Here is a 24,367-nt window from a genome sequence, read left to right as displayed (position 1 = left end):
ATTCTAGGTGGTGAGATTGGAAGTGTCGTCGACCCCGAATGGAGCCTGAGTATGAGTGACACGGAAACGAACGAGGCGCTGATTGCCCGTCTCACGGATGAGCGATCACCGGTCCGTGCGAGCACGGAGCCGTTGACCGGCGCTGCGGCATCCGAGGCTGGTCGCGCGTTCCTCCTCGGGAAGTGCGGCAGCGACGCGGCCATCGAGGAGGCAGACCGGGTCGCTGGTGCGTGAAGCCGTGCACCTCCTGCTCGAACGTCATCAACTCGCAAGCTGACAGCGCGAGTCAGTTCCTCCTGCCGTGGACCGGTGCCGCGTGCGCCGGCGGTTCGCCGACCTCTGCGATCGTGTGGCCGCTGCAGCTCACCGAGGTCACGCTGGCCCGCTCGACCCGCGACACGGTGAACCACCGCATCGCGTCGCGCATCCGGCACCACCCGACGAGGTACCACTGCCCGTTCGTCGACGCGAACAGCACCGGCTCGACGTCTCGGGTGGTCGTGCTCCCCGTTCCCGAGGTGTAGCGGATGCGCACGACCCGTTGGTCCGCCATCGCCTCCTCGAGGGCCGATCGGACGGCGCGCGATGCGGTTGGTGGTGCATCGACCCAGACGCGGTCGGCCAGCGCGTCGGCCCGGGCGCGGGTCCTGGGGTCGAGGACGTCGAGGATCTTCGCGACGCCGGCCGTCGCCAGATCGGCGTAGGGGGCGTCGGGCGCCGCCGCCGCTGCCGCCATGAGCGCCACCGCTTGCACCGGGGAGAGACTGACCGGTGGGAGCGTCGTGCCGACGGCCAAGCCGTACCCGCCACCTGGGCCGGGGCGGGACCAGATGGGGGCACCACTGCGCTCGAGCGCCTGGAGGTCCCGCTTGACGGTGCGCACGGAGACCTCGAAGTCGCGCGCGAGCCGCTCGGCGGAGGTTCCTCGCGATCCGCCTCGACGCAGCGCCTCGGACAAGGCATGCAGCCGTTCGGCTCGCTTCATCGGTCGACGGTTTCAAGATTCATGACAGAAATAGTGACACACACGTGCCGAGGGAGCGCCTCAGCCTGGAGTCATGATCACACCGAACACCACCCCCGCCATCATCCTCATCGCCGGCCACTGGCTGGGCGCCTGGGCCTGGGACGAGGTCGTCGAGCGCCTCGACCTGGACCACTCCCGCACCCTCGCGATCACCCTGCCCGGCCTCGACGCCACTGATCCCGACCGCGCCACAAGGACTCTCGACGACCAGGCCACGGCCATCCTGGACGCCCTCGACCAGCCGGACGTGTCCGCGGAGCATCCGGCGGTCATCGTCGCGCACAGTGGGGCGAACGGACCCGTCAGCCTCGTCCTCGACCGGCATCCGGAACTCGTCGGCCGGGTGGTGTGGGTCGACTCCGGGCCGATGGCCTCCGGAACGGCGTTCGCCCCGGACCTTCCGCCGGAGGTCACGGAGCTCCCGCTGCCCGCCTTCGACGTCCTCTCGCAGCAGGCGAGCCTCGACGGCTTGAGCACCGAGGTCCTCGACCGCTTCCGGGCCAGGGCGGTGCCTGAGCCGGGGCCCGTCCTGCGTCAGTGCATCGAGCTGACGAACCGCGCCCGCAACGCCGTGCCGACCACCCTGGTGTGCTGTTCGATCTCCGGCGCACAGGTGCTGGACATGGCCAGAGGCGGGCACCCGATGTTCGCCGAGGTGGCCGGGCTCGAGTCCGTCGACGTCGTCGACCTCCCCACGGGGCACTGGCCGATGTGGAGCCGTGCCGGCGACCTCGCGGAGGTGATCCGGTCGGCCGCGCTCAGCCCGCGTCCGGCTCGTCCTGGGTCGTCGGAGACCGCGTCGGACGGGACCGCCTAGCTGACACCCTGGCCGACCGTCGGGAGCGCTCGCACCTCGGGGACCTCACGGATCTCGTCGGCTCCGATGTTCGCGCCGAAGAGTTCATGGCCCGGCTCGAGGACGACGCCTGCGTGCAGCGGCCCGATCTCGACGGGGTCGAAGCCGAGGGCGTCGACGACGTCGGCGACGGCCGCCCGGTCCTCCGGGGCGTCGCCGGCGATCGCGATGCCCTTGCGTCCCGGCGCGCCGACCGGGCGGGGCTCGCCGTCGAGATCGTGGTAGCCCATGTGGTTGAAGGCCTTCACGACGCGCGACTCCGGCAGGAACCCGGCGATCAGCTCGCTCGTGGAGGTCGCCGGACTGCTGAGGTCCTCGCGGTGCCCGTCGACCTCCCACCAGTAGTTCATGGCGTCGAGCACGAGCTTGCCGCGCAGCTCCTCGACCGGCAGCGTCCGGTACTTGCCGAGCGGGAGGGCGAGGATCACGAGGTCGGCCCGTGCTGCAGCGTCCGCCGAGGTCGTGGCGACGGCACCGGGAGCGAGCACGTCGATCGTGAGGGCGATCCGGGCGGCGTCGCGCGAACCGCTGATGAGCACGCGGTATCCGGCGGCGACCGCGAGGCGTGCCAGGACCGTGCCGACCTTGCCGGCGCCGAGGATGCCGATCGTCGGCGTCGTGAGCCCGCTCATGCCGCGACCCGCTCGGCCAGCAGTTCGCGGACCATGGGGATGACCTCGGTGCCGTACAACTCGACGGTGCGCAGGCGGTCGGCCATGGGGATCGTCCCCGCCGAGTAGATGAGGTCGAACCGGCCGACCCCGAGTGCGGTGATGGCGTCTGCCATGCGGCGTGCGACGGTCGACGGCGAGCCGACGTACATCGACCCGTGCTCCACCTCCTGGTCGAACTCCGCGCGCGTGACCGGCGGCCATCCGCGGAGCGCGCCGATCCGGTCGCGCATGACCTTGTAGCGCGGGAAGAAGATCTCGCGCGCGGCCTCATCGGTGTCGGCGATGAAGCCGGGGGAGTGCATGCCGATCGGGTGCGCGGTCGTGCCGAACTGCTCGGCCGCCCGGCGGTAGAGGTCGGTGTACGGGGCGAAGCGGGCCGGCGCGCCGCCGATGATCGCGAGCATGAGAGGGAACCCGTACTTCGCGGCTCTGATGACGGACTGCGGTGAGCCGCCGACGCCCACCCAGGTCGACAGGTGGCCGGACGCGGTCTTCGGGAACACCTCGGCCTCGTGCAGGGCGGGCCGCATGCTGCCGCTCCAGGTGACGGGACCCTCCGTCAGGAGCTGGGCGAACAGGTCGATCTTCTCCTCGAACAGGGTGTCGTAGTCGCTCAGGTCGTATCCGAAGAGCGGGAATGACTCTGTGAAGGAGCCGCGGCCCAGGATCACTTCCGCGCGGCCGTTGGAGAGTGCGTCGACGGTGGCGAAGCGCTGGAACACGCGCACCGGGTCGTCGGAGCTGAGGACGGTGACGCCCGAGGCGAGCCGGATCCGCTCGGTCTGCGTGGCGATGCCGGCGAGGACGGTCTCGGGGCTGGAGATCGCGTACTCGGGTCGGTGGTGCTCGCCCACGGCGAAGACGTCGACGCCGAGTCGGTCTGCGAGGACCGCCTCGGCCACCACCTGCCGGATGGCCTCCGGGTGCGTCGCGAGGTCACCGGACGCCGTCTCGGGGAGGTCTCCGAAGGTGTCGAGTCCGAATTCGAGGTCAGGCATGGGGTCTCTTTCGTGTGCGGTGCGGCCACTCGACCGCGGGACGGCGGTGGTGTCCATGACCCGTGGTTGAATGTAGTTGACATGTCAAACAGGAGGTGCCCCATGGCTATTCCCGACGCCCGCGACCGACGCAGGCGATCTCCCACGCACGACGAACTCCGCACCTGGCGGTCGTTCATCGAGACGTCCGAGCGCGTCAAGCGGGTGGTGGCTGACCGCCTCCAGCAGGACTCCGGCCTCTCCACCGGCGACTACGCCGTGCTCCTCGCCCTGTCCGAGGCTCCGCAGCGGCGCCTGCGATCGTCGTTCCTCGCGACCGAGGTCGGCTGGGAACGCAGCCGACTCTCCCACCACTTGGGCCGCATGGAACGCCGCGGTCTCGTCCAACGAGAGCCGGTGGCGTCCGACAGCCGCGGGGCGGAGGTCGTCCTGACCGAGGAGGGCGCGCGCCTGTTCCGCGCCGGTTCGGCACCCCACCTGCGCGCCGTCCGAGCGGTGTTCGCCGAGGCCCTCTCCGCCGAGCAACTGGCCGCGCTGGAAGACGCGATGCGCTCGCTCGACGCTCACCTGCGCCGGGAGGACATCGGCTGATAGCGTCTCGACCATGACCCGCATCGCGCTGGAAGGCATCACCCTGCTCGCCGACGACGTGGCGGCCATGGGGGCGTTCTTCGAAGACGTGCTCGGGTTCGAGGTCGCCGTCCGCGAGTCGGACTATCTGGCGTTGGCCAACGACGGTGTCCGGCTGGCGGTCTTCCGTCGCGCGGGGCTGGCCGACCACACCAACGGACATCCCTCCTTCACCAGCCCGCGAGGCGGCCAAGCCGTGGAGCTGAACTTCGAGTGCGACAGCCCCGCCGAGGTCGCCACCGAGTTCGACCGCATCATCGCCGCGGGCGGCACGGAGATCGCCCGCCCGACCGTGCAAGCCTGGGGCCACTTCACCGGGTTCTTCGGCGACCCGGCAGGCAACATCCACTCCTTGTTCGCGGTGATCCCCGTCGAGGAACGACCCGCTCCGGGTGAACGCGCAACCCCTCCTGCCTGAGCCGTCCGGCGACGTACCGTTGCCGCATGACTGACGCAGAATCCACCGACCAGGCGACCCCCGACACCACGGGCACCGGCGCCCCCGAGACGATCGGCGCGACCGAGGACACCCTCGGAGCCCGCGGCGACGACAGCTCCACCAGCGCGAGCAAGGACCCCGAGGACTGGGTCACCGGCGACGAGCCGATGACCGGACCGCAGCGCAGCTACCTCGACACGCTCGCCCGCGAAGCCGGCGAGGAGCTCCCCGCCGACCTCACGAAGGCGCAGGCCTCCGAGCACATCGACCGGCTCCAGAACGCGACCGGCCGCGGCCAGTCCGCATCCTGAGCGCCGCCGCCGCTATGACCGACCACAGCACGGCACCGCTCCATCATGAGGTGGTCGTCATCGGCGGCGGCAACGCCGGTCTCTCCGTCGCGGGCCGGCTCCGGCGGTACGGGGTGGACGACGTCGCGGTCATCGAACCGCGCGAGCACCACCTCTACCAGCCGATGTTCTCGCACGTCGCGGGAGGGACGGCGGCCTCATCGGTCGCGACGCGCCCGCAGGGGGCCGTCACACCCAAGGGTGTGACCTGGATCCAGGACCGGGTGCAGACGATCGACCCCGTCGCGAAGACGGTCCTGCTCGAATCCGGCACACGGGTCGAGTACGAGCAGCTCGTCGTCGCCCCCGGCATCCAGAAGGACTGGGACGCGGTGCCCGGCCTCACCGAGGCGATGGCCTCGCCCGTGGGGATCTCCAACTACGAGTTCGAGTTCGCGCAGAAGGCCTCACGCGTGCTCCGCGAGGTCCGCTCCGGCACCGTCGTGTTCACGCAACCGGCCGGCCCGGCGACGTGCTCCGGTGCTGCGCAGAAACCGATGTACCTGGCGTGCGACTACTGGCGGCAGACGGGCGTCCTCGACGACATCCGGGTGATCCTCGTCGTCCCCACGCCCACCATGTTCGGGATGCCGATGATCGACGCCGAACTCGACCGCAAGGTCGCCGAGTACGGCATCGAGGTCCGGTTCTCGCGTGAGCTCGTCGCCGTCGATCCGGAGCGACGCGTCGTGACCATCGCGGAGACCGCCCCGCAGGACGGGCCCGACCGCGGTCAGGACGGTTCGACGGGCGGGCAGCACGAGGAGATCGCCTACGACGTCCTCCACGCCGTGCCGCCGCAGTCCGCACCCGATTGGTTGGCCGCAACCGCGCTCGCCGACCCCGGCAACCCGGGCGGGTTCGTCGAGGTCGACTCCCTCACCCTGCGGCACCCGCGCTTCCCCGACGTCTGGACCCTCGGCGACGCCGCCGCGGTCATGAGCTCCAAGTCCGGTGGGGCGCTCCGCCAGCAGGCGTTCACGCTGGTGAAGAACCTGACCGCCGTGCGCGCGGGGAAGGCGCCGAGCCACGTCTACAACGGGTACTCGGTGTGTCCGTTCACGGTGTCCCGCGGGACGGTGGTGTTCGCCGAGTTCGACGACCGCTACCGGCCGATGCCGACGATCCCGTTCTGGAAGGGGCTCGCGAAGGAACGACGCTTCACGTTCCTCGCCGACCGCTACCTGCTGCCGTGGGTGTACTGGAACCTCATCCTGCAGGGTCGGGCCTGACCGTCCGTAGGCGAACGCCGAACGTCGTCTCGGTGACCGGGATGCGGTAGCGCTCGGGGAGCGCCGGGCCGCAGGAGGAGCTGCCGAGCCCCTGCTGCGCGTGGTCGAGGTTGAGCCAGACGCGGCCGGAGTCGCGGAGGTCCTGCGGGTGGCGGGCTTCCTCGAGCGCCTCGCTCGTCCAGCGTCGCGCGGTGAAGTCGAAGCCGGCGTCCTGCAGCCGCTCGGCGCGAAGGGTCGGCACCTCGTCGCCCGTCAGCTCCAGCCATCTCGTGCCGACGTGGTTGCCGTTCTCCTCCGGCACCGGGTAGTCCGTCTGCAGTGCGTCGATGCTGCTGGTGAACCGGCCGGTGCGCGCCGCAGCGAGGCTGTCGACGTAGGACTCCCCAGGCCCGCGGCCGAACCAGGTCGCCCGGCGGTAGGCGGCGGGGAGGCCGAGACGGAGGCCGAGGCGCGGCAGGGTCAGCACATGGTCGCCGATCGGCGTGTGCTCCCAGACGCCCTCGGGGACGACAGTGACCGACAGCTCCAGGGCGTCGCCGCGCGTCGTCCAATCGAAGGTCCAGCGGAGCCCGAGGCCGTGGGCGGCGGGGGCGCTGCGGCCCCGCACGCGGAGTCCGGTGCCGCCCAGCCCGTCCTCGGTGTGTTCGACCGCGTCGGTCCGGTGCAGGAAGCGGTCGAGCCCCGTGAGCTTCCAACTCGCCGCCGCCGTGTTGCGTGGTCCCTGACCGCGGTCGTTCTCGGTGGGGGCGCGCATGATGTCGAGGACGGGGCCGTCGAGGTCGAGCGTGCCCAGGGAGCGGAGCCGACCCGTGCGGGCGTCGAAGGACGCCGGCCCGAGGGCGATGCGCTGTCCGGCCGTGCGGTCGACCGGTGCGAGCACGCGGCGAGCGTCGTTCGGCGGAACCGCGGCCCGGTGTGGTTCCAGCGCCGGGTCGCCCGGGATGAGCACCTGACCGAAGGCGACCTCGTGCCCCGCACCTGCCCACGGTTCGTCCGACGCGAGGACCGCACGCACCGTGAGCCAGCGCTCCACCGGCGCGCCGGAGACGGGGTCGGTGCCCGTGGTTGCCACGAGCGCGAGGGGCGGCAGGGCGGTGGTCGCCTCGCTCCGTGCGCCCACGTCAGGCGTCGCCAGCTCACCGTTCGCCACGACCTGGCCGTCGTCTTCCAGCTGCCAGCGCAGCGCCAGGTGGTCGAGCGACCGCACGTCATGCTTGTTCCGGACGGTCAGCGTGCCCGCGGCCTGGTGTCCACAACTCCTGCTGGCCGTCCCGGCCCCCGTGTCCGCCCGCGGTGAGACCGGGCCGGAATCCTGGTTTGATGTGCACGAGCAGGAGTTGCGGACGTCGAGGCGGAGCTCGACCGGGCTGATGGCGGCATGGAGCTCGGCGAGTCCGGGCGACGGGGTGCGGTCGGCGAACACGAGTCCGTCGAGGCAGTAGCGCCCGCCGTTCGGTCGGAACGCCACGTCACCGCCGTGCATCACGAACTCCCGACCGGCGGCGTCGGTGCTCCGGAAGCCGTGGTCGATCCACTCCCACACGAAGCCGCCGCAGAACCGGTCGGACGACTCGAGGATGCGCTGGTAGTCGACGAGCGATCCGGGTCCGTTGCCCATCGCGTGGGCGTACTCGCAGAGGAGGAACGGGAGGCGGCGCCGGCGCACGTCGTCCGGTGACCCGGGGACGACGCCGGCCGGGGTCGGCTCCTCGCGACGGCCGATGGCCTCCAGCAGCTCCTGGTCCGGGTACATGAGGCTGGAGAAGTCGGAGTTCCGGTACGACGGATCGCGCTCGTACATGATGGGACGGGACGGGTCGCGCTCGCGGATCCACTGCTCCAGCACGTCGAAGTTCTCGCCGACCCAGCTCTCGTTCGCCATCGACCACACGACGATTGAGGGATGGTTCTTGTCGCGTTCGACCATGCGCTGGACGCGGTCGAGCATCGCGTCACGCCAGACCGGCTCCGTCGGCGGGTTGCCGGCCCAGTCGGTGTAGATGAAGCCGTGCGTCTCGAGGTCGCACTCCTCGACCACCCAGAGCCCCAACTCGTCGCAGAGGCGCAGGAAGTCGGGATGCGGCGGGTAGTGGCTGGTGCGCACGGCGTTGAGGTTGTGCTGCTTCATCAGCAGGATGTCCTGCCGCATCGTCTCCGTGTCGAGCGAGCGGCCGCGGTCCTGGTCGTGCTCGTGGCGGTTCACACCGCGGAACAGGATCGGCACGCCGTTCACGAGCAGCCGGCCGTCGTCGATGGCGACCGTGCGGAAGCCGATCCGCAGCTCGATGGTCTCGGGGACGTCGGGCGCCTCGTCGGTCGGCCGCGGCCTGAGCCTGGCCGTGTAGAGGCGCGGTTCCTCGGCGCTCCACGGTTCGACGGGCAGGGCGGTGGCCGTGCCCGTGGGGAGGTCGCGGATGCCCAACTCCGGGATGTCGACGAGGCCGGGGACGTCGGTGTCCACGCGGAGCACGCCGACGCCGTCCCGGTGGTCGTATCGCGCCGTGACCTTGACGTCGTCGATCGACCCCCGCGGGCGTTCGAGGAGGTCGACGTCGCGGAAGATCCCGGGCAGCCACCACATGTCCTGGTCTTCGAGGTAGGTGCCGCTCGACCACCGGTGCACCCGCACGGCCAGGACGTTGTCGCCGGCGACGAGGTGCTCGCCGACCTCGTACTCGACGGGGAGCCGGCTGCCCTTGCTGTGCCCGAGGAGCACGCCGTTCAGCCAGACCGTGCCGCAGGAGTCGACGCCCTGGAAGCGCAGCACCGTGTCGGCGTGCCGCCAACCCTCCGGCAGGGTGAAGTGGCGCCGGTAGTCGCCCGTCGGGTTCTCCTCGGGGACGCGCGGCGGATCGATCGGGATCGGGAACGCCGTGTTCGTGTACAGCGGCTGCCCGTGGCCCTCGAGGACCCAGTGGGCCGGGACGCGGATGCGGTCCCAGCCCGAGTCGTCGAGGTGTGGATCGCCGAACGTGTCGCCCGTGCCGTCCGCCGTCGGTGCGAGCGTGAACGCCCACTCGCCGTTGAGCGACAGTCGCCGCGCGTCGCTCAGCTCGTCGGCCCGGGGTCGCCGCCGCCCGGTCCCGGGGATCGGGTCCTCCACCCACGAGGCCGCGAGTCGTGCTGAGTCGTTCATCGTCGTGCAACCTTCATCGTCGTGTGGTGTTCACCCCGTCGCGTTCCCCCATTTCCCCAACTCAGGAACCGCTCGGCGTGTCGCGGGTTACCCGCCATGCCGCGGGTCCGACGCGCCGGAGCAGTCCTGAGTTAGGGAGAAGAGGTACCACCGGTCAGTCGGTGAGGGTGCTCGGCGGGGTGCCGAGCGCGTCGAGGTCCGTCCAGAAGTCCTCGGGGATCGTCGTCGTCCGCAGCACCTCGACCTGCTCGAGACGCTCGAGCCGGTTCATCCCGACGACCGTCGAGTCGACGAGTTCCGAACGCGTCGAGAACGCGAGCGCCGCCGCGGCGAGCGGGATCCCGTGCCGTGCGGCCACCTCGTCCGCAAGCGCCACCCAGGCCAGCAGCTCCGGCGACCCCGCCTGGTACGCGTACGTCGACGGCTTGCCGTCTGTGCCGCGGCGCCCGGCGAGCAGCCCGCCACCGAACGGAGCCGCGTTGAAGACGCCCATCCCGCGGGAACGCGCCTCCTCCAACAACGCCGTCGCCGAACGATCGACGAGGGTGAAACGGTTGTGCGTCAGCACCACGTCGAACGCCCCGCTCAGCACATACGGCAGCATCACGCTCAGCGGGCCGGCCGCGATCCCGATCGCATCGACCACGCCCTGCTCCTTGAGCGCCAGCATGCCTTCGATCGCCCCGCCCGGTGCCGACGCCTCCGCGAACGACACCGAGTACGGGTCGTGCAGGTGGAAGATCGGGATACGGTCCACTCCGAGGCGCTCGAGGCTCTCCTCGAAGGAGCGCAGCACCCGGTCGCGGTCGAACACCGCCGTCGACGGATCCTGATCCGCCTTCGTCACGACGCCACGACCAGCAGGCAGGCCGCTCGCACGGATCGCGTCGCCGAGCGCCGTCTCACTGCGTCCGTCCGAGTAGTTGTTCGAGGTGTCGACGAGCAGGTTCGGTCCGCGCAGCGCCGCGGTGGCGAACGCCGTCGACCCGGGCCCGGGCGATCCGTCGGCGCTCGCCGGGGTGCCGAGCCCCGAGGTGCCGACCGTGACCGGGCTCGCGAGCAGGCCGGTCGAGCCGAGTGGGCGGAGGTCGGCCGGTGCCGGAGCGCCGGAGGTCGTGGTGTCGGTGTCGTCCGTGTGGGTCGTGTCGTCGTGGGTCATGTCGTCCATCCTGCGCCCGCCGTGTCGTCCGGCGTCACCCCTTGAGTGCACCGGACGCCAGCCCCTTCATGATCCGTTGGTTGAGGAAGACGAACACCACGAGCAGTGAGAACACGTTGATGCAGATGCCCGCGAAGAGCGGCCCGTAGTCCACCTGGCCGAACTCGCCGCTGAAGTTCAGCAGGCCCGCCTGGATGGTGCGGAGGTCCGCGTTCGTCGTGAAGGTCAGGGAGATGAGCAGGTCGTTCCAGATCGACAGGAACTGCACGAGCCCGATGGTGAACAACGCGTTCCGCACCATCGGCAAGCCGATCGACCAGAACGAGCGGATGATGCCGGCGCCGTCGATCGTCGAGGCCTCGAACACCTCGCGAGGCACGGCCCGGAAGTAGGCGGTCATCATGAACACCGTCAGCGGCATGCCGAGCGCCGTGTAGGTGATGATCATCGGCCAGTAGGTGTTCGTCAGGCCGAGGTTGAAGTAGGCGACGAACAGCGGCACGAGGATCATCTGACCGGGGATCATGATGCCGGAGATGAACAGCAGCAGGGTCAGGTTCCGGCGCTTCCACACCATCACCTCGAGGGCGAAGGCCGCGGCGACGCCGAAGATGAGGATGAACACGAGCGACGGCAGGGTCACGATGACGCTGTTGAGCAGGTTCTGGGAGATGTTGCCGGTGGTCCACGCGGTGACGTAGTTGTCGAAGCTCCACGACTCCGGCAGGGAGAAGGTGGACTCCTGCAGGAACTCGCGCTGGTTCTTGAACGAGGAGAGGAACAGCCACACGATGGGGTAGATCTCGATGACGAGCAGGAGGCCGATGAGGATGACCGAGGGCAGCTTGCGGAGGTAGTAGGCGCGCGAGCGTGGAGCGCGACGCATCTTCGGGCGGCGGACGGCGGTGCCGGATCCGTCGCCGCTGCCGCTCGATGCCGGGGTGGTGGCGCCGGGCGCCGGGGTGATGGCGGTCGTCATGGCGTCAGTCCTTCGTCAGGTCTCTGCGGGAGGTCTTGAAGATCAGGAGCGTCACGAGGAAGCACATGATCGTGAGCACGAACGCGAGCGTGGAGCCGTAGCCGTAGTTCTGGTACGTGAACGTCGTGTTGTACATGTACAGCGTCAGCGGGGTCGTGGCCGTCCCCGGTCCGCCGCCCGTCAAGGCGAGCACCGAGTCGAACACTTTGAGCGTCGCGTTGAAGCTGAAGATCACCGCCGACAGGAGGACGGGGAGGGACAGCGGCACGATGATGTAACGGACGAGCTTCAGGCCGCGGGCGCCGTCGATGCGGGCCGACTCGATCACCTCCTCGGGGATGTCGAGGAGCCCGGCGTAGAGCAGGACGGCGTAGAACCCCATGGACCGCCAGAGGTCCATGATGATGATCACGACGAAGGCGCTGTCCGGCGAGCTGAACCAGTCGACGGAGTCGATGCCGAAGCCGTTCAGGATCGCGTTGACGGGCCCGGTCTGCGGGGCCACCTCGAACAGCCGCTTGAACAACAGGCCGACGGCGACGGTCGGCAGCACGACGGGGAAGAACACCAGCGTGCGGACGAGCGTCGACGCCTTCTTGAGGACGAAGACGTAGAAGAGGGAGAGCCCGTAGCCGAGGGCGATCTGCGCGACCGTCGCGATGAGCGAGTACTTGATGCTGAAGAAGATCGCCTCGGGGGCGGTCGGGTCGGCGAACAGCTGGGCGAAGTTGTCGAGGCCGACGAACTCGAAACCGCGCAGGTCGCCCTGGAAGAAGGTGAGGCCGAACGACCACATCACCGGCACGAGCTTCACCAGGGTGAAGATGAGCAGGGCCGGGCCCAGCAGGATGGCGATGGCCTTCCTGTCGCCGAGGACGTCTTTCATGCTGTGCTCCTGAGTCGGTCGGGAGACCGTGAGGCTGGGCGGCGGGGTGCGTGACCCGCTGCGAGGGAGGATGTCCGCGGACGGACGGACGGATCCGGTCGCCTGGCGGGTGCCGGGCGACCGGATCGCCGGTTACTTCTTGAGGCCCGCGTCCACGCCGGCCTGGACGAGCGCCGCGAAGTCCTCGGGGGAGATGCCGCCGGTGAGCAGCGGGGCGGCGTTCGTCTGCGCGTCGACGCCGGCCTTCTCGGGGAGGAAGGTCTCGAACCAGGTGACCGTCTCGTCGGTGTCGGCCATGATGCCCTGCACCTCGGCGGTGAGCGCCGGGACGTCCGTGACCTCTTCGTTGAGCTTGAAGCCGGAGATGACGCCCTGGTTCTTCAGCACGCTGGAGCCGTAGTTCTCGGCGATGCAGCTGAGCCACCCACCGACCTTCTCCTCGTCGTACCCCTTCGTGGAGAACGAGGTCGCCGCACCGGTGTTGGCCGGGTACTGGTCGATCGACCCCTTGCCACCCTCGACGGTCGGGAACGGCATGAAGCCGACGGCGTCCTCACCGATCTGGTTGAGCTCGGTGTTGTAGACGTCGGCGAGCATCCAGGTGCCGTTGTACATCATGGCCGCGTTGCCGGTGAAGAACTCGCTCGTGGCGGTCTGCATGTCCATCGTCGTGATGCCCGGGCCGAAGTACTTGCCGAGGTTCGCGACGGCGGTGATCGCCTCGACGTACTCGGGGTCGGTGAGCTTGGCGTCGCCCGAGGCGATGTCGTTCATCGCCTCGGTGCCGAGCGACCGGAAGAGGTAGGTGCTGATGTAGCGCGTGATCGTCCAGCCCTGGGCGCCGGAGACGGTGAACGCCGACTTGCCGGACGCCTGCACCTTGTCTGCCGCGTCGAGGAGCTCGTCCCAGGTCTGCGGGATCTCGATGCCGAGGTCGGTGAACATCGTCTTGTTGTAGAAGAAGCCCTCGACGTTGTACTGGTACGGCATCGAGACGAAGCGGTCGCCGTAGATGTTCTTCACGGTCGCGACGGCCGAGGGGAGGATGTCGTCCATGACGCCCAGCTCGGTGAGGGTGTCCTCGAGATCGAGGACGGTGTCGTCGTCGCCGAGGGTCCCGCCCGGCCGCAGCGGTGCGGTGGGGGCGGTGAAGGTGGTGGGCAGGGCGTTCTGGCTGGCCAGCAGGGTGACGCGCTGGAGCACGTCGGCCTGGGGCAGGGTCTCGACCTTGAGCGGGAGTGCCTTCTCGTTCGCGGAGCAGGCGCCCTCGCCGAGGGCGGTGAGTTCGTCGCGGACGATCGAGTTCTCGACGGCCGCGAGGTAGTCGAACGAGGTGGCGCTCGTCGCGCCTCCGTTCCCTGCGCAGGCGGTCAGGGCGAGAGCGGTGACGCCGAGAGCGGCGATGGCGGTGGCCGACCGACGTTTCGGGGCCCGGTGCGCTGTGGACACATTTCCTCCTTGAAGATGTGGCAGTGATGGTGAGACGCGAGCGGTGACCGTCGCGAGCAAAGTTGAAGCGTTTCAATGGCCGAGGCTAACCGCGCTCAGCTCGCATGTCAAGCATCGGATCGGCCCCAATCACGGCGGCGGTTCCGGGTCGAGCGGGGGATGCAGGAATGTGCATTGACACGTTTCAAGTCCGGGGCGACAATGGGGGCGGTCGCCTCGTGGTCTCGACACCGCGCGGACGGTCGAGATCAATGACGATGCACGGCGCCTGAACGCGCCGGACGAAACGGAACGGAACCGCACATGAGGTTGCAGGGCAAGCGAGCGATCATCACCGGAGCAGCAGGAGCGCTCGGTCGGGTGATCGCCCAGAAGCTCGCCGCCGAGGGCGCCGACGTCGCCGGCCTCGACCTCAATGCCGCCGGCCTCGAGGAGACTGCGGAACTGGTCCGGGCGCACGGGGTGCGCGCCGCCTCGGCCACCGCCGACCTGACCGACTTCGACGCCGTGCAGGCCGCCGTCGGGGGCATCGTCGCCGAGTGGGGCGGCGTCGACATCCTGCTGAACGGTGCCGGTGGCGGAGCCGTCAGCTTCTTCCACGAGATGACCTCCGAGACCTGGACGACGCAGATCGACCGCAACCTCAACTCGGTCTTCAACGTGACCCGGGCCGTCCTGCCCTCGATGCTCGAGCAGCGCTCGGGTCGCATCATCAGCATCGCGTCGATCGCCGCCGTGAGTGGCGGCCGCCTCGTCCGCGGGGCGATCGCATACGCCGCAGCCAAGGCCGGTGTCGTCGGGCTCACGAAGTCCCTCGCGATCGAGGTCGCCGAGCAGGGCATCACGGTGAACGCGCTCGCGCCCGGCGCGCAGGCGACGCCCGGCCGGGACAACGACACCCCGGAACGCCGCGAGGCCCTCCTCGCGCAGATCCCCACGCGGCTCCTCGGCGAGCCGGAGCACCTCGCGGAGACCGTCGTCTTCCTCGCCTCACCCGCCGCCGTGAACATCACCGGCCTGATCCTGCCGCTCGACGGCGGACACTCGATCTAGGCGACGGGGCGACGACGATGACGGCAGGAGACGACATGACGCGGCTCGAGCGAGGCAAGGCGAAGTTCGACGAGGTGTACGGCGAGGGGAAGTCGGAGGGGCTCGTCGCGATGCAGACGGGTCTCGCGCAGGACCTCGCCCGCTTCGGGATCGAGTTCAACTTCGGGGACATCTACTCGCGTCCCGGCCTGACGCTGGCGCAGCGGGAGCTCATCACCCTCGCGGCGCTCGTCGCCCTCGGCGGCCTGGAGCCGCAGCTCCGCGGGCACACGCGCGGAGCGATCAACGTGGGGTGCTCGGCCACGGAGATCCTCGAGACGGTCATCCACACCGTGCAGTACGCGGGGTTCCCGCGTGCGCTCAACGCCATCCGGGTCGTCACGGACGCCCTCATCGAGGTCGGCGTGGAGATCCCCGAGCCCCTCGGACCGGAGCCGCGCCGCGATCAGGACTGACCGAGACGGGGCGATCTAGACTGAGCCGGGCCGCGGGAACGCTCCCGGGGCACGCAGCACGAGGGCAGGGGTGAACCATGGGACGAGTCGGCATCCGCGAGGTCGCGACGCTCGCCGACGTCTCCATGGGCACGGTCTCGCACTACATCAACCACCCCGACCGCGTCTCACCGGAGAAGCAGGAGCGCATCCAGCGCGCCATCGACCAGCTCGGGTTCGTCCGCAACAACGCCGCCTGGCAGCTGCGTCTCGGCCGCAGCGGCACCATCGCCTACATCGCGCCGGACGTGAGCAACCCGTTCTTCGCGACGATCGCCGAGGGCGTCGAGCAGCGCGCCGCCGAGGACGGCCTCTCCGTCTTCATCGCCAATTCCAACCGCAGCCGTGAGCGCGAGGACGCCTACCTCGGCATGTTCGAGGCGCAGCGGGTGCAGGGCATGCTCGTCGCGTCGCACGAGTCGGTGGAGGAGCGGCTGACGAGCATCCGGCAGCGGGGCATCCCCTCGGTCCTCGTCGGGCAGTTGGCGTCCTCGCCGGATCAGCCGTCGGTGTCCGTCGACGACGTGCGCGGCGGGTTCCTCGCGGCCGAGCACCTGCTGGCGGCCGGCCGCCGCCGACTCGCCTTCGTCGGCGGTCCCCTCGGCATCCGTCAGGTCGCCGACCGGTTCGAGGGGGCCAGCGCCGCCGTGGCCGCCGTGCCCGGGGCGACCCTCGAGGTGATCGCGGGCACCGAGCGTACGATCGCCGAGGGCCGCGAGCTCGGCCGGGCCATCGCCGCCCGCCCACCCGAGGCGCGTCCCGACGCCGTGTTCGCGGTGAACGACCTGCTCGCCCTCGGCATCATGCAGACGCTCGTCGTCGAGCACGGGCTCCGCGTGCCGGAGGACCTCGCGATCGTCGGCTACGACGACATCGAGTTCGCCGAGTCGTCGATCATCCCGCTCACCTCCGTGCGCGCGCCGCACGAGGGGTTCGGTGTCGCCGCGGTGGAGCTGCTCCTGGGCGAGTTCGCCGTCGCGGAGGGTGCGCCGACCCCGCCGCCGTCCGCGCGCCACCTCGTCTTCCAGCCCGAGCTCGTCGTCCGCGCCTCCTCCGTCTGAGCGGCGCGACCGTCAGGGCCGCGGCGCCTGCCGGGTGGCCGTGCGGATGCGGTACAGGGAGTTCGACGCGGTGATGTAGAGCGTCATGCCGTCCTCGCCGGCGAAGCAGACGTTCGCCGTGCGCTCCGGGACCGGGATGCGCAGGATGGTCACGCCCGCGGGGTCGAAGACCTCGACACCGTCGCCGGCCGACGACCACAGGTTGCCGTCGACGTCGATGCGGAAGCCGTCGGAGGCGGGGACGGCCGTCGCCGCGAAGGTGCGGCCGGGGGTGTCGCCGTGCTCGACCGAGACCCCGTCGGCGGCGACGTCGTACGCGGCGATGCGCTGCGCCCCGTCGCCGGTGTCGGAGACGTAGAGGACGGATTGGTCGGGGGAGAAGGCGAGCCCGTTCGGGTGCACGAGTGCGGTGATCACCGGTTCGATCGCGCCGGTCGAGGGGGCGAGGCGGAAGACGAAGCAGCCGTCGTACTCCTGCTCGCCGGGGTGACCCTCCCGGCCGCTCGCGTCGATCCCGTAGGGCGGGTCGGTGAACCAGATCGACCCGTCGGAGTGCACCACGACGTCGTTGGGTGAGTTGAAGCGCACGCCCGCCCACCGGTCGACGAGCGTGATCGGCCCGTCGGGGCCCTCGATCTCGACCGCGCGCCGCCCGTGGCTGCACTGCACGACGCGACCCTCTCGGTCGATCGTGCGTCCGTTCGTGTACTCGGCAGCGTCGCGGAACACGGCCGTCTCGCCGCTCGCCGCGTCGAACTCGAGGATGCGGTCGTTCGGGATGTCGCTCCACCGGAGTCGTCCGGTCTCGGCGATCCACGCCGGCCCTTCGCTCCAGATCGCGCCCGTGTACAGGTGTTCGAGCTCGGCGCCCTCCGCGAGCAGCGGCGAAGGATCGGTCATCGTGACATCGTCGTCGGTCATGACATCCAGCCTATTCGGCAGGTGCCGGTTTACGCCGGATCGATGGGGGAGGAGCCGAGGTTGCGGGCGGTCGGGCGCGTGACGGGCGGTTCGACGATCGACTCGAGGAAGGCCCAGGCGTCCATGCGCCAGCGGTCGCCGGCGACGTCGATCGCCTCGATCCGGAACGGCGGGGTGAGGATCGCGTCCCAGTCGATGGAGTCGAGCACGCGGCGCGGGATCATCTCGTCCACGTAGGGGGCTTCGCGCTCCGGATCCGGAGCCACCTCGGGAGCATCGCCGTCGACCAGGCCCTCGAGCCGGTCGATCATCGCGTCGTCGAACGCCTGCATGCGGGCGACGAGGGTGTGGAGCTCGTCGGATTCGAGCCCGGCTACGAGTTCGAGGAGGTACGCGCGCCCCGGATAGGCGTCCGCCGGCACATCGACGATGTTGTACCGGCCGTCATCGGAGATCCACATGCGTCAACGGTAGCCCGTCATCGCTGGGGGCCGGGCGAGAGTGAGGTCGCGGTCAGGATTCCGGCGGCCGCTGCGTCGGGTGCACCGGGAGGTCTGCGGCCGGCCGGACGAGCGCCGTCCGGCCGGGTTCCGCGAAGCCGAACTGCTCGTAGAGCCCGTGTGCGTCGCTCGTGAAGAGCGTCCACCGGAAGTGCGCGCCGGGCCCGTCGTCGATCATCGCCTGCACGATGCGCTTGCCGAGACCGTGACCGCGGTGCGCTTCGAGCACCACGACGTCCGCGAGGTAGGCGAAGCCGAGTCCGTCCGAGACGGCACGGGCGAAGCCGACCTGCGCGCCGGTCTCCTCCTCGTACACGCCGATGACCCGCCAGGCGTCGTCGATCTGCGCTTCGACCTCGGCCCGGCTCCGCCACTTGGCCCAGTAGACCTCGCGGAGTGCGCCCCACACGGCGTCGCGGTCGATGCGGTCCTTCGAGTCGTCGACGAGGTAGCCCATCCCTCCACTGTATGGCGGCCGGAAGCGGAGTTCCGGGTGCCGATCCGGGGTCGGTGGACCGACCGTCATCCGACGACACGAGGAATAGCCGCGCGGCCCTCCGCCTTACCGTGAGAGAGGCACACGCCTGAACCGAACCTCTGGAGGATCATCAGATGACTCACGCCCGCACCACCCTCGGAACGTCCGACCTGTCCGTCTTCCCGCTGAACCTCGGCGGCAACGTCTTCGGCTGGACCGCCGACCGGCAGACCTCGTTCGACATCCTCGACGCGTTCGTCGCGGGCGGCGGCAACTTCATCGACACCGCCGACGGCTACTCGGCGTGGGTCCCCGGCAACACCGGTGGTGACTCGGAGCGCCTCGTCGGCGAGTGGCAGGAGCTGCGCGGCAACCGCGACGAGCTCGTCATCGCGACGAAGGTCAGTCAGCACCCCGACTTCCAGGGTCTCGCCGCCGACAACATCCTGAAGGCCGCCGACGCTTCACTCGAGCGCCTCCGCACCGACCACATCGACCTCTACTACGCGCACTTCGACGACGAGTCCGTCCCGCTGGAGGAGACGGTGACGGCGCTGTCGTCGCTCGTCGACGCGGGCAAGGTCCGCTACCTCGGTATCTCCAACTACTCCGCCGCCCGTATCGCCGAGTGGTTCGAGATCGTCGAGGCGAAGGGGCTGCACCGCCCGATCGCCCTGCAGCCGCACTACAACCTCGTCGAGCGCGACTTCGAGGGGGAGCTGCGCACCATCGCCGAGCGCGAGCAGCTCGCTGTGCTGCCCTACTTCTCGCTCGCGAAGGGCTTCCTCACCGGCAAGTACCGCGAGGGTGCGAGCGTCGACAGCGTCCGCGCCGAGGGTGCCCAGGCGTACCTCGCCGAGCACGCCGCGCTCCTGCCGGTGCTCGACGAGGTGGCATCCGCCCACGGTGTCTCGGTCGCGACCGTGTCGCTCGCGTGGCTCCGTTCGCAGCCGACCGTCGCCGCGCCGATCGCGAGCGCCCGCACCGTCGAGCAGCTGCCAGACCTCCTCGCCTCGGCGACGCTGGAGCTCTCCGCCGACGAGCTCGCGGCCATCACCGCCGCCTCGGTCGCCTAGCGCGCCCCTCCGTCCCCGGTCCCTGAGCCTGTCGAAGGGCTGAGCCCCACTGGTCCCTGAGCTTGTCGAAGGGCTGAGCCCCACTGGTCCCTGAGCTTGTCGAAGGGCTGAGCCCCACTGGTCCCTGAGCTTGTCGAAGGGCTGAGCCCCACTGGTCCCTGAGCCTGTCGAAGGGCGCACCTCGACAGGCTCGGTGACCGGTGACCGCACCACGCCAGGCTGGTCGGAGCTGCCGGAAACACCCCGGCAACATGCGGCCGAGTAGAGTCGGGCCATGGGCGATCTGTTCAATGGCTACGGCGGCACACTGGCCCCGCGCAAGACGGCGAGCGGTGTCCCCGCCTTCGACGAGATGTTCGGCGAGGCGGCTGAACACGCCGGTGGCGCGACCGCCAGGCGGGCGTATCAGGAGATCTACACCTCCCTCGCACGCATGACCCAGGAGGAGCTCCGCGGGCGCACCGACGCCCTCGCCAGCTCCTATCTCGCGCAGGGTGTCACCTTCGATTTCGCCGGTGAGGAGCGCCCGTTCCCACTCGACGCGGTCCCCCGGGTGATCGAGCAGCAGGAGTGGACGCAGGTCGAGGCCGGCATCAAGCAGCGGGTGAAGGCGCTCGAGGCGTTCCTCGCCGATGTCTACGGTCCGCAGCTCGCCGTGCGCGACGGCGTCATCCCCGCCAAGCTCATCTCCTCGTCCTCCCACTTCCATCGGCAGGCCTACGGGATCCAGGCCGCGAACGGCGTCCGCATCCAGGTCTCCGGCATCGACCTCATCCGCGACGAACACGGCCAGATGCGTGTCCTCGAGGACAACGTGCGCGTCCCGTCCGGCGTCAGCTACGTCATCTCCAACCGTCGGGTCATGGCGCAGACCCTCCCGGAGCTCTTCGTCTCGATGCGGGTGCGCCCCGTCGGCGACTACCCGAACAAGCTCCTGCAGGCGCTCCGCGCTTCGGCCCCGCCCGGTGTCGAGGACCCGAACGTCGTCGTGCTCACCCCCGGTGTGTACAACTCCGCCTACTTCGAGCACACGCTGCTCGCGCGCCTCATGGGCGTGGAGCTCGTCGAGGGCCGCGACCTCTTCTGCTCCGGCGGCAAGGTGTTCATGCGGACCACGGCCGGCCCGACCCGCGTCGACGTCATCTACCGTCGCGTCGACGACGAGTTCCTCGACCCGCTGTCGTTCCGCGCCGACTCGATGCTCGGCTCGCCCGGGCTGATGCTCGCGGCCCGCCTCGGCAACGTGACGATCGCGAACGCGGTCGGCAACGGCGTCGCGGACGACAAGCTCGTCTACACGTACCTGCCCGACCTCATCAAGTACTACCTCGCTGAGGACGCGATCCTCCCGAACGTCGACACCTGGCGTCTCGAGGACCCGCTCGCCCTGGAGGAGGTGCTCGACCGGCTCGACGAGCTCGTCATCAAGCCCGTCGACGGCTCGGGCGGTAAGGGGCTCGTCGTGGGTCCGGACGCCTCGAAGGAGGAGCTCGCGACCCTGAAGACGAAGCTGCAGGAGGACCCGCGCGGCTGGATCGCGCAGCCGGTCGTCATGCTGTCCACCATCCCGACCCTCGTCGAGGACGGCATGCGTCCGCGCCACGCCGACCTCCGGCCCTTCGCCGTCAACGACGGGAACGACGTGTGGGTCCTGCCGGGTGGCCTGACGCGGGTCGCGCTGCCGGAGGGGCAGTTGGTCGTGAACTCCAGCCAGGGTGGTGGCTCGAAGGACACCTGGGTCGTCGGCCGCGCCTACGACCCGAACGCCGCTCCCGAGGCGTCGTCGCACGACATCCAGGGGCTCGTCGCCGAGCAGGCCACGACGGAGACGACGTCGATCCCGATCATCTACGACCACGGCACGACCCCGGAGCACTCGCCCCAGGACCGGCCCACGGGCAATCAGGACCAGCAGGAGCAGCAGCAGCAGGCGCGTGCGGACGCACCGTCTGAGCGTGTCGACGGGCAGGAGGACGCAGCATGCTGAGCCGGATCGCCGAGAGCCTGTTCTGGATCGGTCGTTACATCGAGCGGAGCGACGGCACCGCGCGCATCCTCGACGTCCACCTGCAGTTGCTGCTGGAGGACCCGTGGATCGACGAGGACACCGCCTGCCGTTCGCTGCTGTCCGTGATGGGGAGCGCCGCACCGGCCGACCAGGAACTCACCCGCCAGGACGTCCTCGCGCAGCTCGCCGTCGACCGCACCCACCCCGCGTCGATCGCGTACTCCCTGGGCGCCGCTCGGGAGAACGCCCGTCGCGCCCGCGAGATCGTGTCGACCGAGCTGTGGGAGTGCCTCAACACCACCCGCGCGCGGATGCCGCGACGGGTCGCGAGCGACAAGGTCCACGAGTTCTTCGGCTGGGTCCGCGAACGGTCGGCGCTCGCCGTCGGTATCGTCGACTCCGCCACGAGCCGTGACGACGCGTGGCGGTTCTTCACCCTCGGCCGCAGCCTCGAGCGCGCCGACATGACGGCCCGCCTGCTGGCGACGCGATCGCTCACCGAGGCCAGCGGCCCGTCGTGGACGACGATCCTCCGCTCCTGCGGCGCGTACGAGGCGTATCTGCGCACCTACCGCGGCATGCCGAGCGCGAAGAACGCCGCCGAGTTCCTGCTGCTCGACCAGCTGTTCCCGCGGTCGGTCATGTTCTCGATCAGCCGGGCTGAGGAGTGCATGCGCGACCTCGAACCGCGGCGTGGTCGGGTCGGCACGGTCGACTCCGCCCAGCGGTTGCTCGGTCAGATCCGCAGCGACCTCGAGTACCGCCCCATCCAGGACACCCTCGGCGACCTCCCCGGCCGGATGGACGCCGTGCAGAACGTCACGAGCCAGGTGTCCGAGGCGATCCGCGAACGCTACTTCCCCACGCATGCGGTGCCCGCGTGGATCGGAGAGAACTCATGACCCGTCTGCACATCAAACACAGCACCGGCTTCTCGTACGGCGGCAAGGTGAACGCCTCCTACAACGAGGCGCGCATGCTCCCCGTCACGACGGAGGACCAGTACGTGCTGTACTCGCACATCGACATCCAGCCCGGTGCGTCCCAGTCGACGTACACGGACTACTGGGGCATGAAGGTGTCGGCGTTCGAGGTGCTCACCCCGCATGACGAGCTGTCGCTCACGGCCACGAGTCTCGTCGAGGTGCGTCCTCGGAAGCACGAACCGCACCCGACCGGCTGGGAGCAGCTCGACATCGCGACGCAGGCGGCCGTCACCCGGGTGGAGCACCTCGAGCAGACCCGCCGGACGACGCCGCCGGACGACCTCGTCGAGCTCGCCAGGACCATCGCCGACCGCCACGAGAGCCCGTGCGAGGCAGCGATGGCGATCAGCCGTGAGATCGGCGAGCAGATGGACTACGTGCAGGGCGTCACGAGCGTGTATTCGACGGCGGCCGAGGCGTGGGCCAACCGCAAGGGCGTCTGTCAGGACATCACGCACATCGTCCTCGGAGCGTTGCGGTCCGTCGGGATCCCGGCGCGGTACGTGTCCGGGTACCTCCACCCGAAGCCGCATGCGGCGATCGGTGAGACGGTGACGGGGGAGTCGCACGCCTGGGTGGAGTGGTTCTGCGGTGATTGGCGCGGGTTCGACCCCACCAACATGGTCGACGTCGGTGAGCGCCACGTGCTCATCGGGCGCGGCCGTGACTACGGCGACGTGTCCCCGCTCCGTGGCGTCTACGCGGGTCCGTACCGGTCGAAGCTCTTCGTGAAGGTCGAGATCACCCGCGAGGCCTGACCCGGGGGTGGTGCCAGCGCGGTGCGCTGACATTCGTCCGTGTGGACGACACCCGTAGGATCGACGGCATGCAGACCGAGATGATCGTCCCGGCCCGCCGCCCGATGAAGCTGATCCCCGCGGTGCTGCTGGCGGCGTCCGCGTTCTGCCTCTTCGGCCTCATGCAGCCCCTCGCCGGGTACCCGCTGCTCGTCGCCGCGCTGGTCACCGCGATCCTCATCGATCGCGCGCTCGCGCAGGACCTCTTCCTCATCGCGATCGGGATCGGCATCGTGTCGACCACCTCGGTGGAGGCGGACGTCTCCTGGCCGAGCTTCTTCCGCATCGGCACCGTCCTCCTGTTGGCGGTCGGCGTCCCGTTCCTCATCGACCGCTTCGTCTACCGGCGGAAGGCGATCATTTTCCCCTGGCGGAGCCGTGAGAAGAAGACGAAGGGCGAGATCGCGTACTTGTTCGCCGTCCCGCTGCTCGGGTGGGCGATCCTGCCGTTCTACTTCATCCGATCCGGTGCCTACGAGAACTGGCCGGTGATCAGTGACGCCGGCGAACTCGGACGGTTCTTCGTCGGCGTCAACGCGGTCGGCACCTGGGACGAGCTGTTCTTCATCTGCACCTGCTTCGCACTGCTGCGCCGGCACTTCCCGGTGTGGCAGGCGAACCTGCTGCAGGCCGTCATCTTCGTCTCGTTCCTCTGGGAACTCGGCTACCGCTCGTGGGGTCCGCTCCTGACGTTCCCGTTCGCGCTCCTCCAGGGGTACCTGTTCTCGAAGACGCGCTCACTCGGCTACATCCTCGCGGTGCACCTGCTCTTCGACGCGATCGTGTTCCTCGCGATCGTGCACGCGCACCACCGCGACTGGATCCCGATCTTCTGGTACTGAGCAGAGCGGGTCAGGGGGCGGCAGGCTTCGAGGCCTTGCCGTCGAGCCACAGCTCCGTCGACTCGTCACGGTGCACCCCGTCGGTGCCCACGTGCTTCTCGCCGATCGTGGGACCGTTCTTGATGACGTGCACGAGCGCCATGCCATGACCACGGCCGAGCTCGTAGTCGGTCTTCAACCACTCGAGGATCTCGCCGGCCTTCGTGGACCCGTCGAAACCACGGGTATGCGCTTCGTCGACGAGCTCGCGGGGCGTCTTACCGGTCTTGGCTTCTGCGGCGTCGAGGTAGGCCTGGAACGACATGACTGCTCCTTCATCGGTGGGATGTCAGCGCC

The 24,367-nt window shown here is 69.7% G+C and carries 26 protein-coding genes; 14 read left to right on the top strand and 12 right to left on the bottom strand.

The genetic code is table 11. The features are described from left to right. Nucleotides 1-51: 51 nt before the first annotated feature. Nucleotides 52-234 carry a hypothetical protein gene (locus ITJ57_RS17880; RefSeq protein ID WP_194671332.1) on the top strand — a complete coding sequence of 61 codons (183 nt, stop codon included), beginning with the start codon at nt 52-54 and terminating at the stop codon, nt 232-234. A 52-nt stretch (nt 235-286) separates the two neighbouring features. Here the strand turns inward: ITJ57_RS17880 and ITJ57_RS17875 are convergent, their stop codons facing one another. Continuing rightward, entirely contained in the window at nt 287-985 is a 699-nt protein-coding gene (locus ITJ57_RS17875) for a YafY family protein (RefSeq protein ID WP_194671331.1), read from the bottom strand. A gap of 73 nt (nt 986-1,058) precedes the next feature. On the opposite strand from ITJ57_RS17875, the gene ITJ57_RS17870 reads away from it, so the two are divergent. Beyond that, complete coding sequence (locus ITJ57_RS17870; RefSeq protein WP_194671330.1) at nt 1,059-1,844, top strand: alpha/beta fold hydrolase; 786 nt, start codon at nt 1,059-1,061, stop codon at nt 1,842-1,844. Here the strand turns inward: ITJ57_RS17870 and ITJ57_RS17865 are convergent. After that, complete coding sequence (locus ITJ57_RS17865) at nt 1,841-2,515, bottom strand: NADPH-dependent F420 reductase (RefSeq protein WP_194671329.1); 675 nt, start codon at nt 2,513-2,515, stop codon at nt 1,841-1,843. The genes ITJ57_RS17870 and ITJ57_RS17865 overlap by 4 nt on opposite strands. After that, nucleotides 2,512-3,555, bottom strand: coding sequence for an LLM class flavin-dependent oxidoreductase (locus ITJ57_RS17860; protein WP_194671328.1), 1,044 nt, complete (start codon nt 3,553-3,555; stop codon nt 2,512-2,514). Before ITJ57_RS17860 ends, ITJ57_RS17865 begins: the two co-directional genes overlap by 4 nt. A 102-nt stretch (nt 3,556-3,657) precedes the next feature. Between ITJ57_RS17860 and ITJ57_RS17855 the strand changes: the two genes are divergently transcribed. From ITJ57_RS17855 to ITJ57_RS17840, 4 genes are read left to right on the top strand one after another with little or no spacing between them, the layout of a single operon-like run. After that, entirely contained in the window at nt 3,658-4,146 is a 489-nt protein-coding gene (locus ITJ57_RS17855) for a MarR family winged helix-turn-helix transcriptional regulator (protein WP_194671327.1), read from the top strand. Between the two features lie 13 nt (nt 4,147-4,159). Beyond that, nucleotides 4,160-4,603 carry a VOC family protein gene (locus tag ITJ57_RS17850; RefSeq protein WP_194671326.1) on the top strand — a complete coding sequence of 148 codons (444 nt, stop codon included), beginning with the start codon at nt 4,160-4,162 and terminating at the stop codon, nt 4,601-4,603. A gap of 26 nt (nt 4,604-4,629) precedes the next feature. Then, a complete protein-coding gene (locus ITJ57_RS17845) occupies nt 4,630-4,935 on the top strand; it encodes a DUF3072 domain-containing protein (RefSeq protein WP_056010822.1) in 306 nt (101 codons plus the stop codon). 14 nt (nt 4,936-4,949) lie between these two features. Then, nucleotides 4,950-6,206, top strand: a complete 1,257-nt coding sequence (locus ITJ57_RS17840; RefSeq protein ID WP_194671325.1) for an NAD(P)/FAD-dependent oxidoreductase — start codon at nt 4,950-4,952, stop codon at nt 6,204-6,206. On the opposite strand, the gene ITJ57_RS17835 is transcribed toward ITJ57_RS17840, so the two are convergent. From ITJ57_RS17835 to ITJ57_RS17815, 5 genes are all read right to left on the bottom strand, one after another. Further along, a complete protein-coding gene (locus tag ITJ57_RS17835; protein WP_194671324.1) occupies nt 6,184-9,342 on the bottom strand; it encodes a glycoside hydrolase family 2 TIM barrel-domain containing protein in 3,159 nt (1,052 codons plus the stop codon). The genes ITJ57_RS17840 and ITJ57_RS17835 overlap by 23 nt on opposite strands. A 154-nt stretch (nt 9,343-9,496) precedes the next feature. Continuing rightward, entirely contained in the window at nt 9,497-10,501 is a 1,005-nt protein-coding gene (locus ITJ57_RS17830) for an aldo/keto reductase (RefSeq protein ID WP_194671323.1), read from the bottom strand. 34 nt (nt 10,502-10,535) lie between these two features. After that, nucleotides 10,536-11,480 (bottom strand): carbohydrate ABC transporter permease, encoded by a 945-nt coding sequence (locus ITJ57_RS17825; RefSeq protein WP_228507330.1) that lies wholly within the window; start codon nt 11,478-11,480, stop codon nt 10,536-10,538. A gap of 4 nt (nt 11,481-11,484) precedes the next feature. Beyond that, complete coding sequence (locus ITJ57_RS17820; protein WP_056010829.1) at nt 11,485-12,366, bottom strand: carbohydrate ABC transporter permease; 882 nt, start codon at nt 12,364-12,366, stop codon at nt 11,485-11,487. A 132-nt stretch (nt 12,367-12,498) separates the two neighbouring features. Further along, the gene (locus ITJ57_RS17815) at nt 12,499-13,815 is read right to left on the bottom strand and encodes an extracellular solute-binding protein (protein WP_194671322.1); all 1,317 of its coding nucleotides are present in this window, start codon (nt 13,813-13,815) and stop codon (nt 12,499-12,501) included. A 303-nt stretch (nt 13,816-14,118) separates the two neighbouring features. On the opposite strand from ITJ57_RS17815, the gene ITJ57_RS17810 reads away from it, so the two are divergent. The 3 genes from ITJ57_RS17810 to ITJ57_RS17800 all read left to right on the top strand — a co-directional run bounded on the left by ITJ57_RS17810 (nt 14,119) and on the right by ITJ57_RS17800 (nt 16,423). Beyond that, nucleotides 14,119-14,868, top strand: coding sequence for an SDR family NAD(P)-dependent oxidoreductase (locus ITJ57_RS17810; protein ID WP_194671321.1), 750 nt, complete (start codon nt 14,119-14,121; stop codon nt 14,866-14,868). Nucleotides 14,869-14,903: 35 nt separating this feature from the next. Beyond that, nucleotides 14,904-15,323, top strand: a complete 420-nt coding sequence (locus ITJ57_RS17805; protein ID WP_228507327.1) for a carboxymuconolactone decarboxylase family protein — start codon at nt 14,904-14,906, stop codon at nt 15,321-15,323. Nucleotides 15,324-15,400: 77 nt separating this feature from the next. Continuing rightward, nucleotides 15,401-16,423 (top strand): LacI family DNA-binding transcriptional regulator, encoded by a 1,023-nt coding sequence (locus tag ITJ57_RS17800; protein WP_194671319.1) that lies wholly within the window; start codon nt 15,401-15,403, stop codon nt 16,421-16,423. Between the two features lie 12 nt (nt 16,424-16,435). On the opposite strand, the gene ITJ57_RS17795 is transcribed toward ITJ57_RS17800, so the two are convergent. Genes ITJ57_RS17795 through ITJ57_RS17785 form a run of 3 tightly spaced genes read right to left on the bottom strand, consistent with a single transcriptional unit; the run spans nt 16,436 to nt 18,301 of the window. Continuing rightward, entirely contained in the window at nt 16,436-17,344 is a 909-nt protein-coding gene (locus ITJ57_RS17795; RefSeq protein ID WP_228507325.1) for an SMP-30/gluconolactonase/LRE family protein, read from the bottom strand. A 29-nt stretch (nt 17,345-17,373) separates the two neighbouring features. Beyond that, nucleotides 17,374-17,805, bottom strand: coding sequence for a hypothetical protein (locus ITJ57_RS17790; RefSeq protein ID WP_194671318.1), 432 nt, complete (start codon nt 17,803-17,805; stop codon nt 17,374-17,376). A gap of 52 nt (nt 17,806-17,857) precedes the next feature. After that, nucleotides 17,858-18,301, bottom strand: coding sequence for a GNAT family N-acetyltransferase (locus tag ITJ57_RS17785; protein WP_194671317.1), 444 nt, complete (start codon nt 18,299-18,301; stop codon nt 17,858-17,860). 155 nt (nt 18,302-18,456) lie between these two features. On the opposite strand from ITJ57_RS17785, the gene ITJ57_RS17780 reads away from it, so the two are divergent. The 5 genes from ITJ57_RS17780 to ITJ57_RS17760 all read left to right on the top strand — a co-directional run bounded on the left by ITJ57_RS17780 (nt 18,457) and on the right by ITJ57_RS17760 (nt 24,031). Next, complete coding sequence (locus ITJ57_RS17780; RefSeq protein WP_194671316.1) at nt 18,457-19,398, top strand: aldo/keto reductase; 942 nt, start codon at nt 18,457-18,459, stop codon at nt 19,396-19,398. A gap of 274 nt (nt 19,399-19,672) precedes the next feature. Next, nucleotides 19,673-21,385 carry a circularly permuted type 2 ATP-grasp protein gene (locus tag ITJ57_RS17775; protein WP_194671315.1) on the top strand — a complete coding sequence of 571 codons (1,713 nt, stop codon included), beginning with the start codon at nt 19,673-19,675 and terminating at the stop codon, nt 21,383-21,385. Beyond that, entirely contained in the window at nt 21,379-22,308 is a 930-nt protein-coding gene (locus tag ITJ57_RS17770) for an alpha-E domain-containing protein (protein ID WP_194671314.1), read from the top strand. The genes ITJ57_RS17775 and ITJ57_RS17770 overlap by 7 nt, the downstream gene beginning before the upstream one ends. Then, on the top strand, nt 22,305-23,150 hold the full coding sequence (locus ITJ57_RS17765; RefSeq protein WP_194671313.1) for a transglutaminase family protein: 846 nt from the start codon (nt 22,305-22,307) through the stop codon (nt 23,148-23,150). The genes ITJ57_RS17770 and ITJ57_RS17765 overlap by 4 nt, the downstream gene beginning before the upstream one ends. Nucleotides 23,151-23,218: 68 nt before the next feature. After that, the gene (locus ITJ57_RS17760) at nt 23,219-24,031 is read left to right on the top strand and encodes a CPBP family intramembrane glutamic endopeptidase (protein WP_056782160.1); all 813 of its coding nucleotides are present in this window, start codon (nt 23,219-23,221) and stop codon (nt 24,029-24,031) included. Between the two features lie 10 nt (nt 24,032-24,041). Here the strand turns inward: ITJ57_RS17760 and ITJ57_RS17755 are convergent, their stop codons facing one another. Then, on the bottom strand, nt 24,042-24,335 hold the full coding sequence (locus ITJ57_RS17755) for a DUF4287 domain-containing protein (protein ID WP_194671312.1): 294 nt from the start codon (nt 24,333-24,335) through the stop codon (nt 24,042-24,044). Nucleotides 24,336-24,367 lie beyond the last annotated feature (32 nt).

It is taken from the genome of Plantibacter sp. VKM Ac-2880 (genome assembly GCF_015351235.1).
GTDB lineage: Bacteria > Actinomycetota > Actinomycetes > Actinomycetales > Microbacteriaceae > Plantibacter.
The sequence above is the reverse complement of the archived record's forward strand: the minus strand, read 5'-3'. Positions and strand labels throughout refer to the sequence as shown.

Bases quoted from the DNA above. Each gene is read 5' to 3' on its own strand.
- ITJ57_RS17880 (WP_194671332.1), top strand. From the start codon at position 52: ATGAGTGACACGGAAACGAACGAGGCGCTGATTGCCCGTCTCACGGAT.
- ITJ57_RS17875 (WP_194671331.1), bottom strand. From the start codon at position 985: ATGAAGCGAGCCGAACGGCTGCATGCCTTGTCCGAGGCGCTGCGTCGA.
- ITJ57_RS17870 (WP_194671330.1), top strand. From the start codon at position 1,059: ATGATCACACCGAACACCACCCCCGCCATCATCCTCATCGCCGGCCAC.
- ITJ57_RS17865 (WP_194671329.1), bottom strand. From the start codon at position 2,515: ATGAGCGGGCTCACGACGCCGACGATCGGCATCCTCGGCGCCGGCAAG.
- ITJ57_RS17860 (WP_194671328.1), bottom strand. From the start codon at position 3,555: ATGCCTGACCTCGAATTCGGACTCGACACCTTCGGAGACCTCCCCGAG.
- ITJ57_RS17855 (WP_194671327.1), top strand. From the start codon at position 3,658: ATGGCTATTCCCGACGCCCGCGACCGACGCAGGCGATCTCCCACGCAC.
- ITJ57_RS17850 (WP_194671326.1), top strand. From the start codon at position 4,160: ATGACCCGCATCGCGCTGGAAGGCATCACCCTGCTCGCCGACGACGTG.
- ITJ57_RS17845 (WP_056010822.1), top strand. From the start codon at position 4,630: ATGACTGACGCAGAATCCACCGACCAGGCGACCCCCGACACCACGGGC.
- ITJ57_RS17840 (WP_194671325.1), top strand. From the start codon at position 4,950: ATGACCGACCACAGCACGGCACCGCTCCATCATGAGGTGGTCGTCATC.
- ITJ57_RS17835 (WP_194671324.1), bottom strand. From the start codon at position 9,342: ATGAACGACTCAGCACGACTCGCGGCCTCGTGGGTGGAGGACCCGATC.
- ITJ57_RS17830 (WP_194671323.1), bottom strand. From the start codon at position 10,501: ATGACCCACGACGACACGACCCACACGGACGACACCGACACCACGACC.
- ITJ57_RS17825 (WP_228507330.1), bottom strand. From the start codon at position 11,480: ATGACGACCGCCATCACCCCGGCGCCCGGCGCCACCACCCCGGCATCG.
- ITJ57_RS17820 (WP_056010829.1), bottom strand. From the start codon at position 12,366: ATGAAAGACGTCCTCGGCGACAGGAAGGCCATCGCCATCCTGCTGGGC.
- ITJ57_RS17810 (WP_194671321.1), top strand. From the start codon at position 14,119: ATGAGGTTGCAGGGCAAGCGAGCGATCATCACCGGAGCAGCAGGAGCG.
- ITJ57_RS17805 (WP_228507327.1), top strand. From the start codon at position 14,904: ATGACGCGGCTCGAGCGAGGCAAGGCGAAGTTCGACGAGGTGTACGGC.
- ITJ57_RS17800 (WP_194671319.1), top strand. From the start codon at position 15,401: ATGGGACGAGTCGGCATCCGCGAGGTCGCGACGCTCGCCGACGTCTCC.
- ITJ57_RS17795 (WP_228507325.1), bottom strand. From the start codon at position 17,344: ATGACCGACGACGATGTCACGATGACCGATCCTTCGCCGCTGCTCGCG.
- ITJ57_RS17790 (WP_194671318.1), bottom strand. From the start codon at position 17,805: ATGTGGATCTCCGATGACGGCCGGTACAACATCGTCGATGTGCCGGCG.
- ITJ57_RS17785 (WP_194671317.1), bottom strand. From the start codon at position 18,301: ATGGGCTACCTCGTCGACGACTCGAAGGACCGCATCGACCGCGACGCC.
- ITJ57_RS17780 (WP_194671316.1), top strand. From the start codon at position 18,457: ATGACTCACGCCCGCACCACCCTCGGAACGTCCGACCTGTCCGTCTTC.
- ITJ57_RS17775 (WP_194671315.1), top strand. From the start codon at position 19,673: ATGGGCGATCTGTTCAATGGCTACGGCGGCACACTGGCCCCGCGCAAG.
- ITJ57_RS17770 (WP_194671314.1), top strand. From the start codon at position 21,379: ATGCTGAGCCGGATCGCCGAGAGCCTGTTCTGGATCGGTCGTTACATC.
- ITJ57_RS17765 (WP_194671313.1), top strand. From the start codon at position 22,305: ATGACCCGTCTGCACATCAAACACAGCACCGGCTTCTCGTACGGCGGC.
- ITJ57_RS17760 (WP_056782160.1), top strand. From the start codon at position 23,219: ATGCAGACCGAGATGATCGTCCCGGCCCGCCGCCCGATGAAGCTGATC.
- ITJ57_RS17755 (WP_194671312.1), bottom strand. From the start codon at position 24,335: ATGTCGTTCCAGGCCTACCTCGACGCCGCAGAAGCCAAGACCGGTAAG.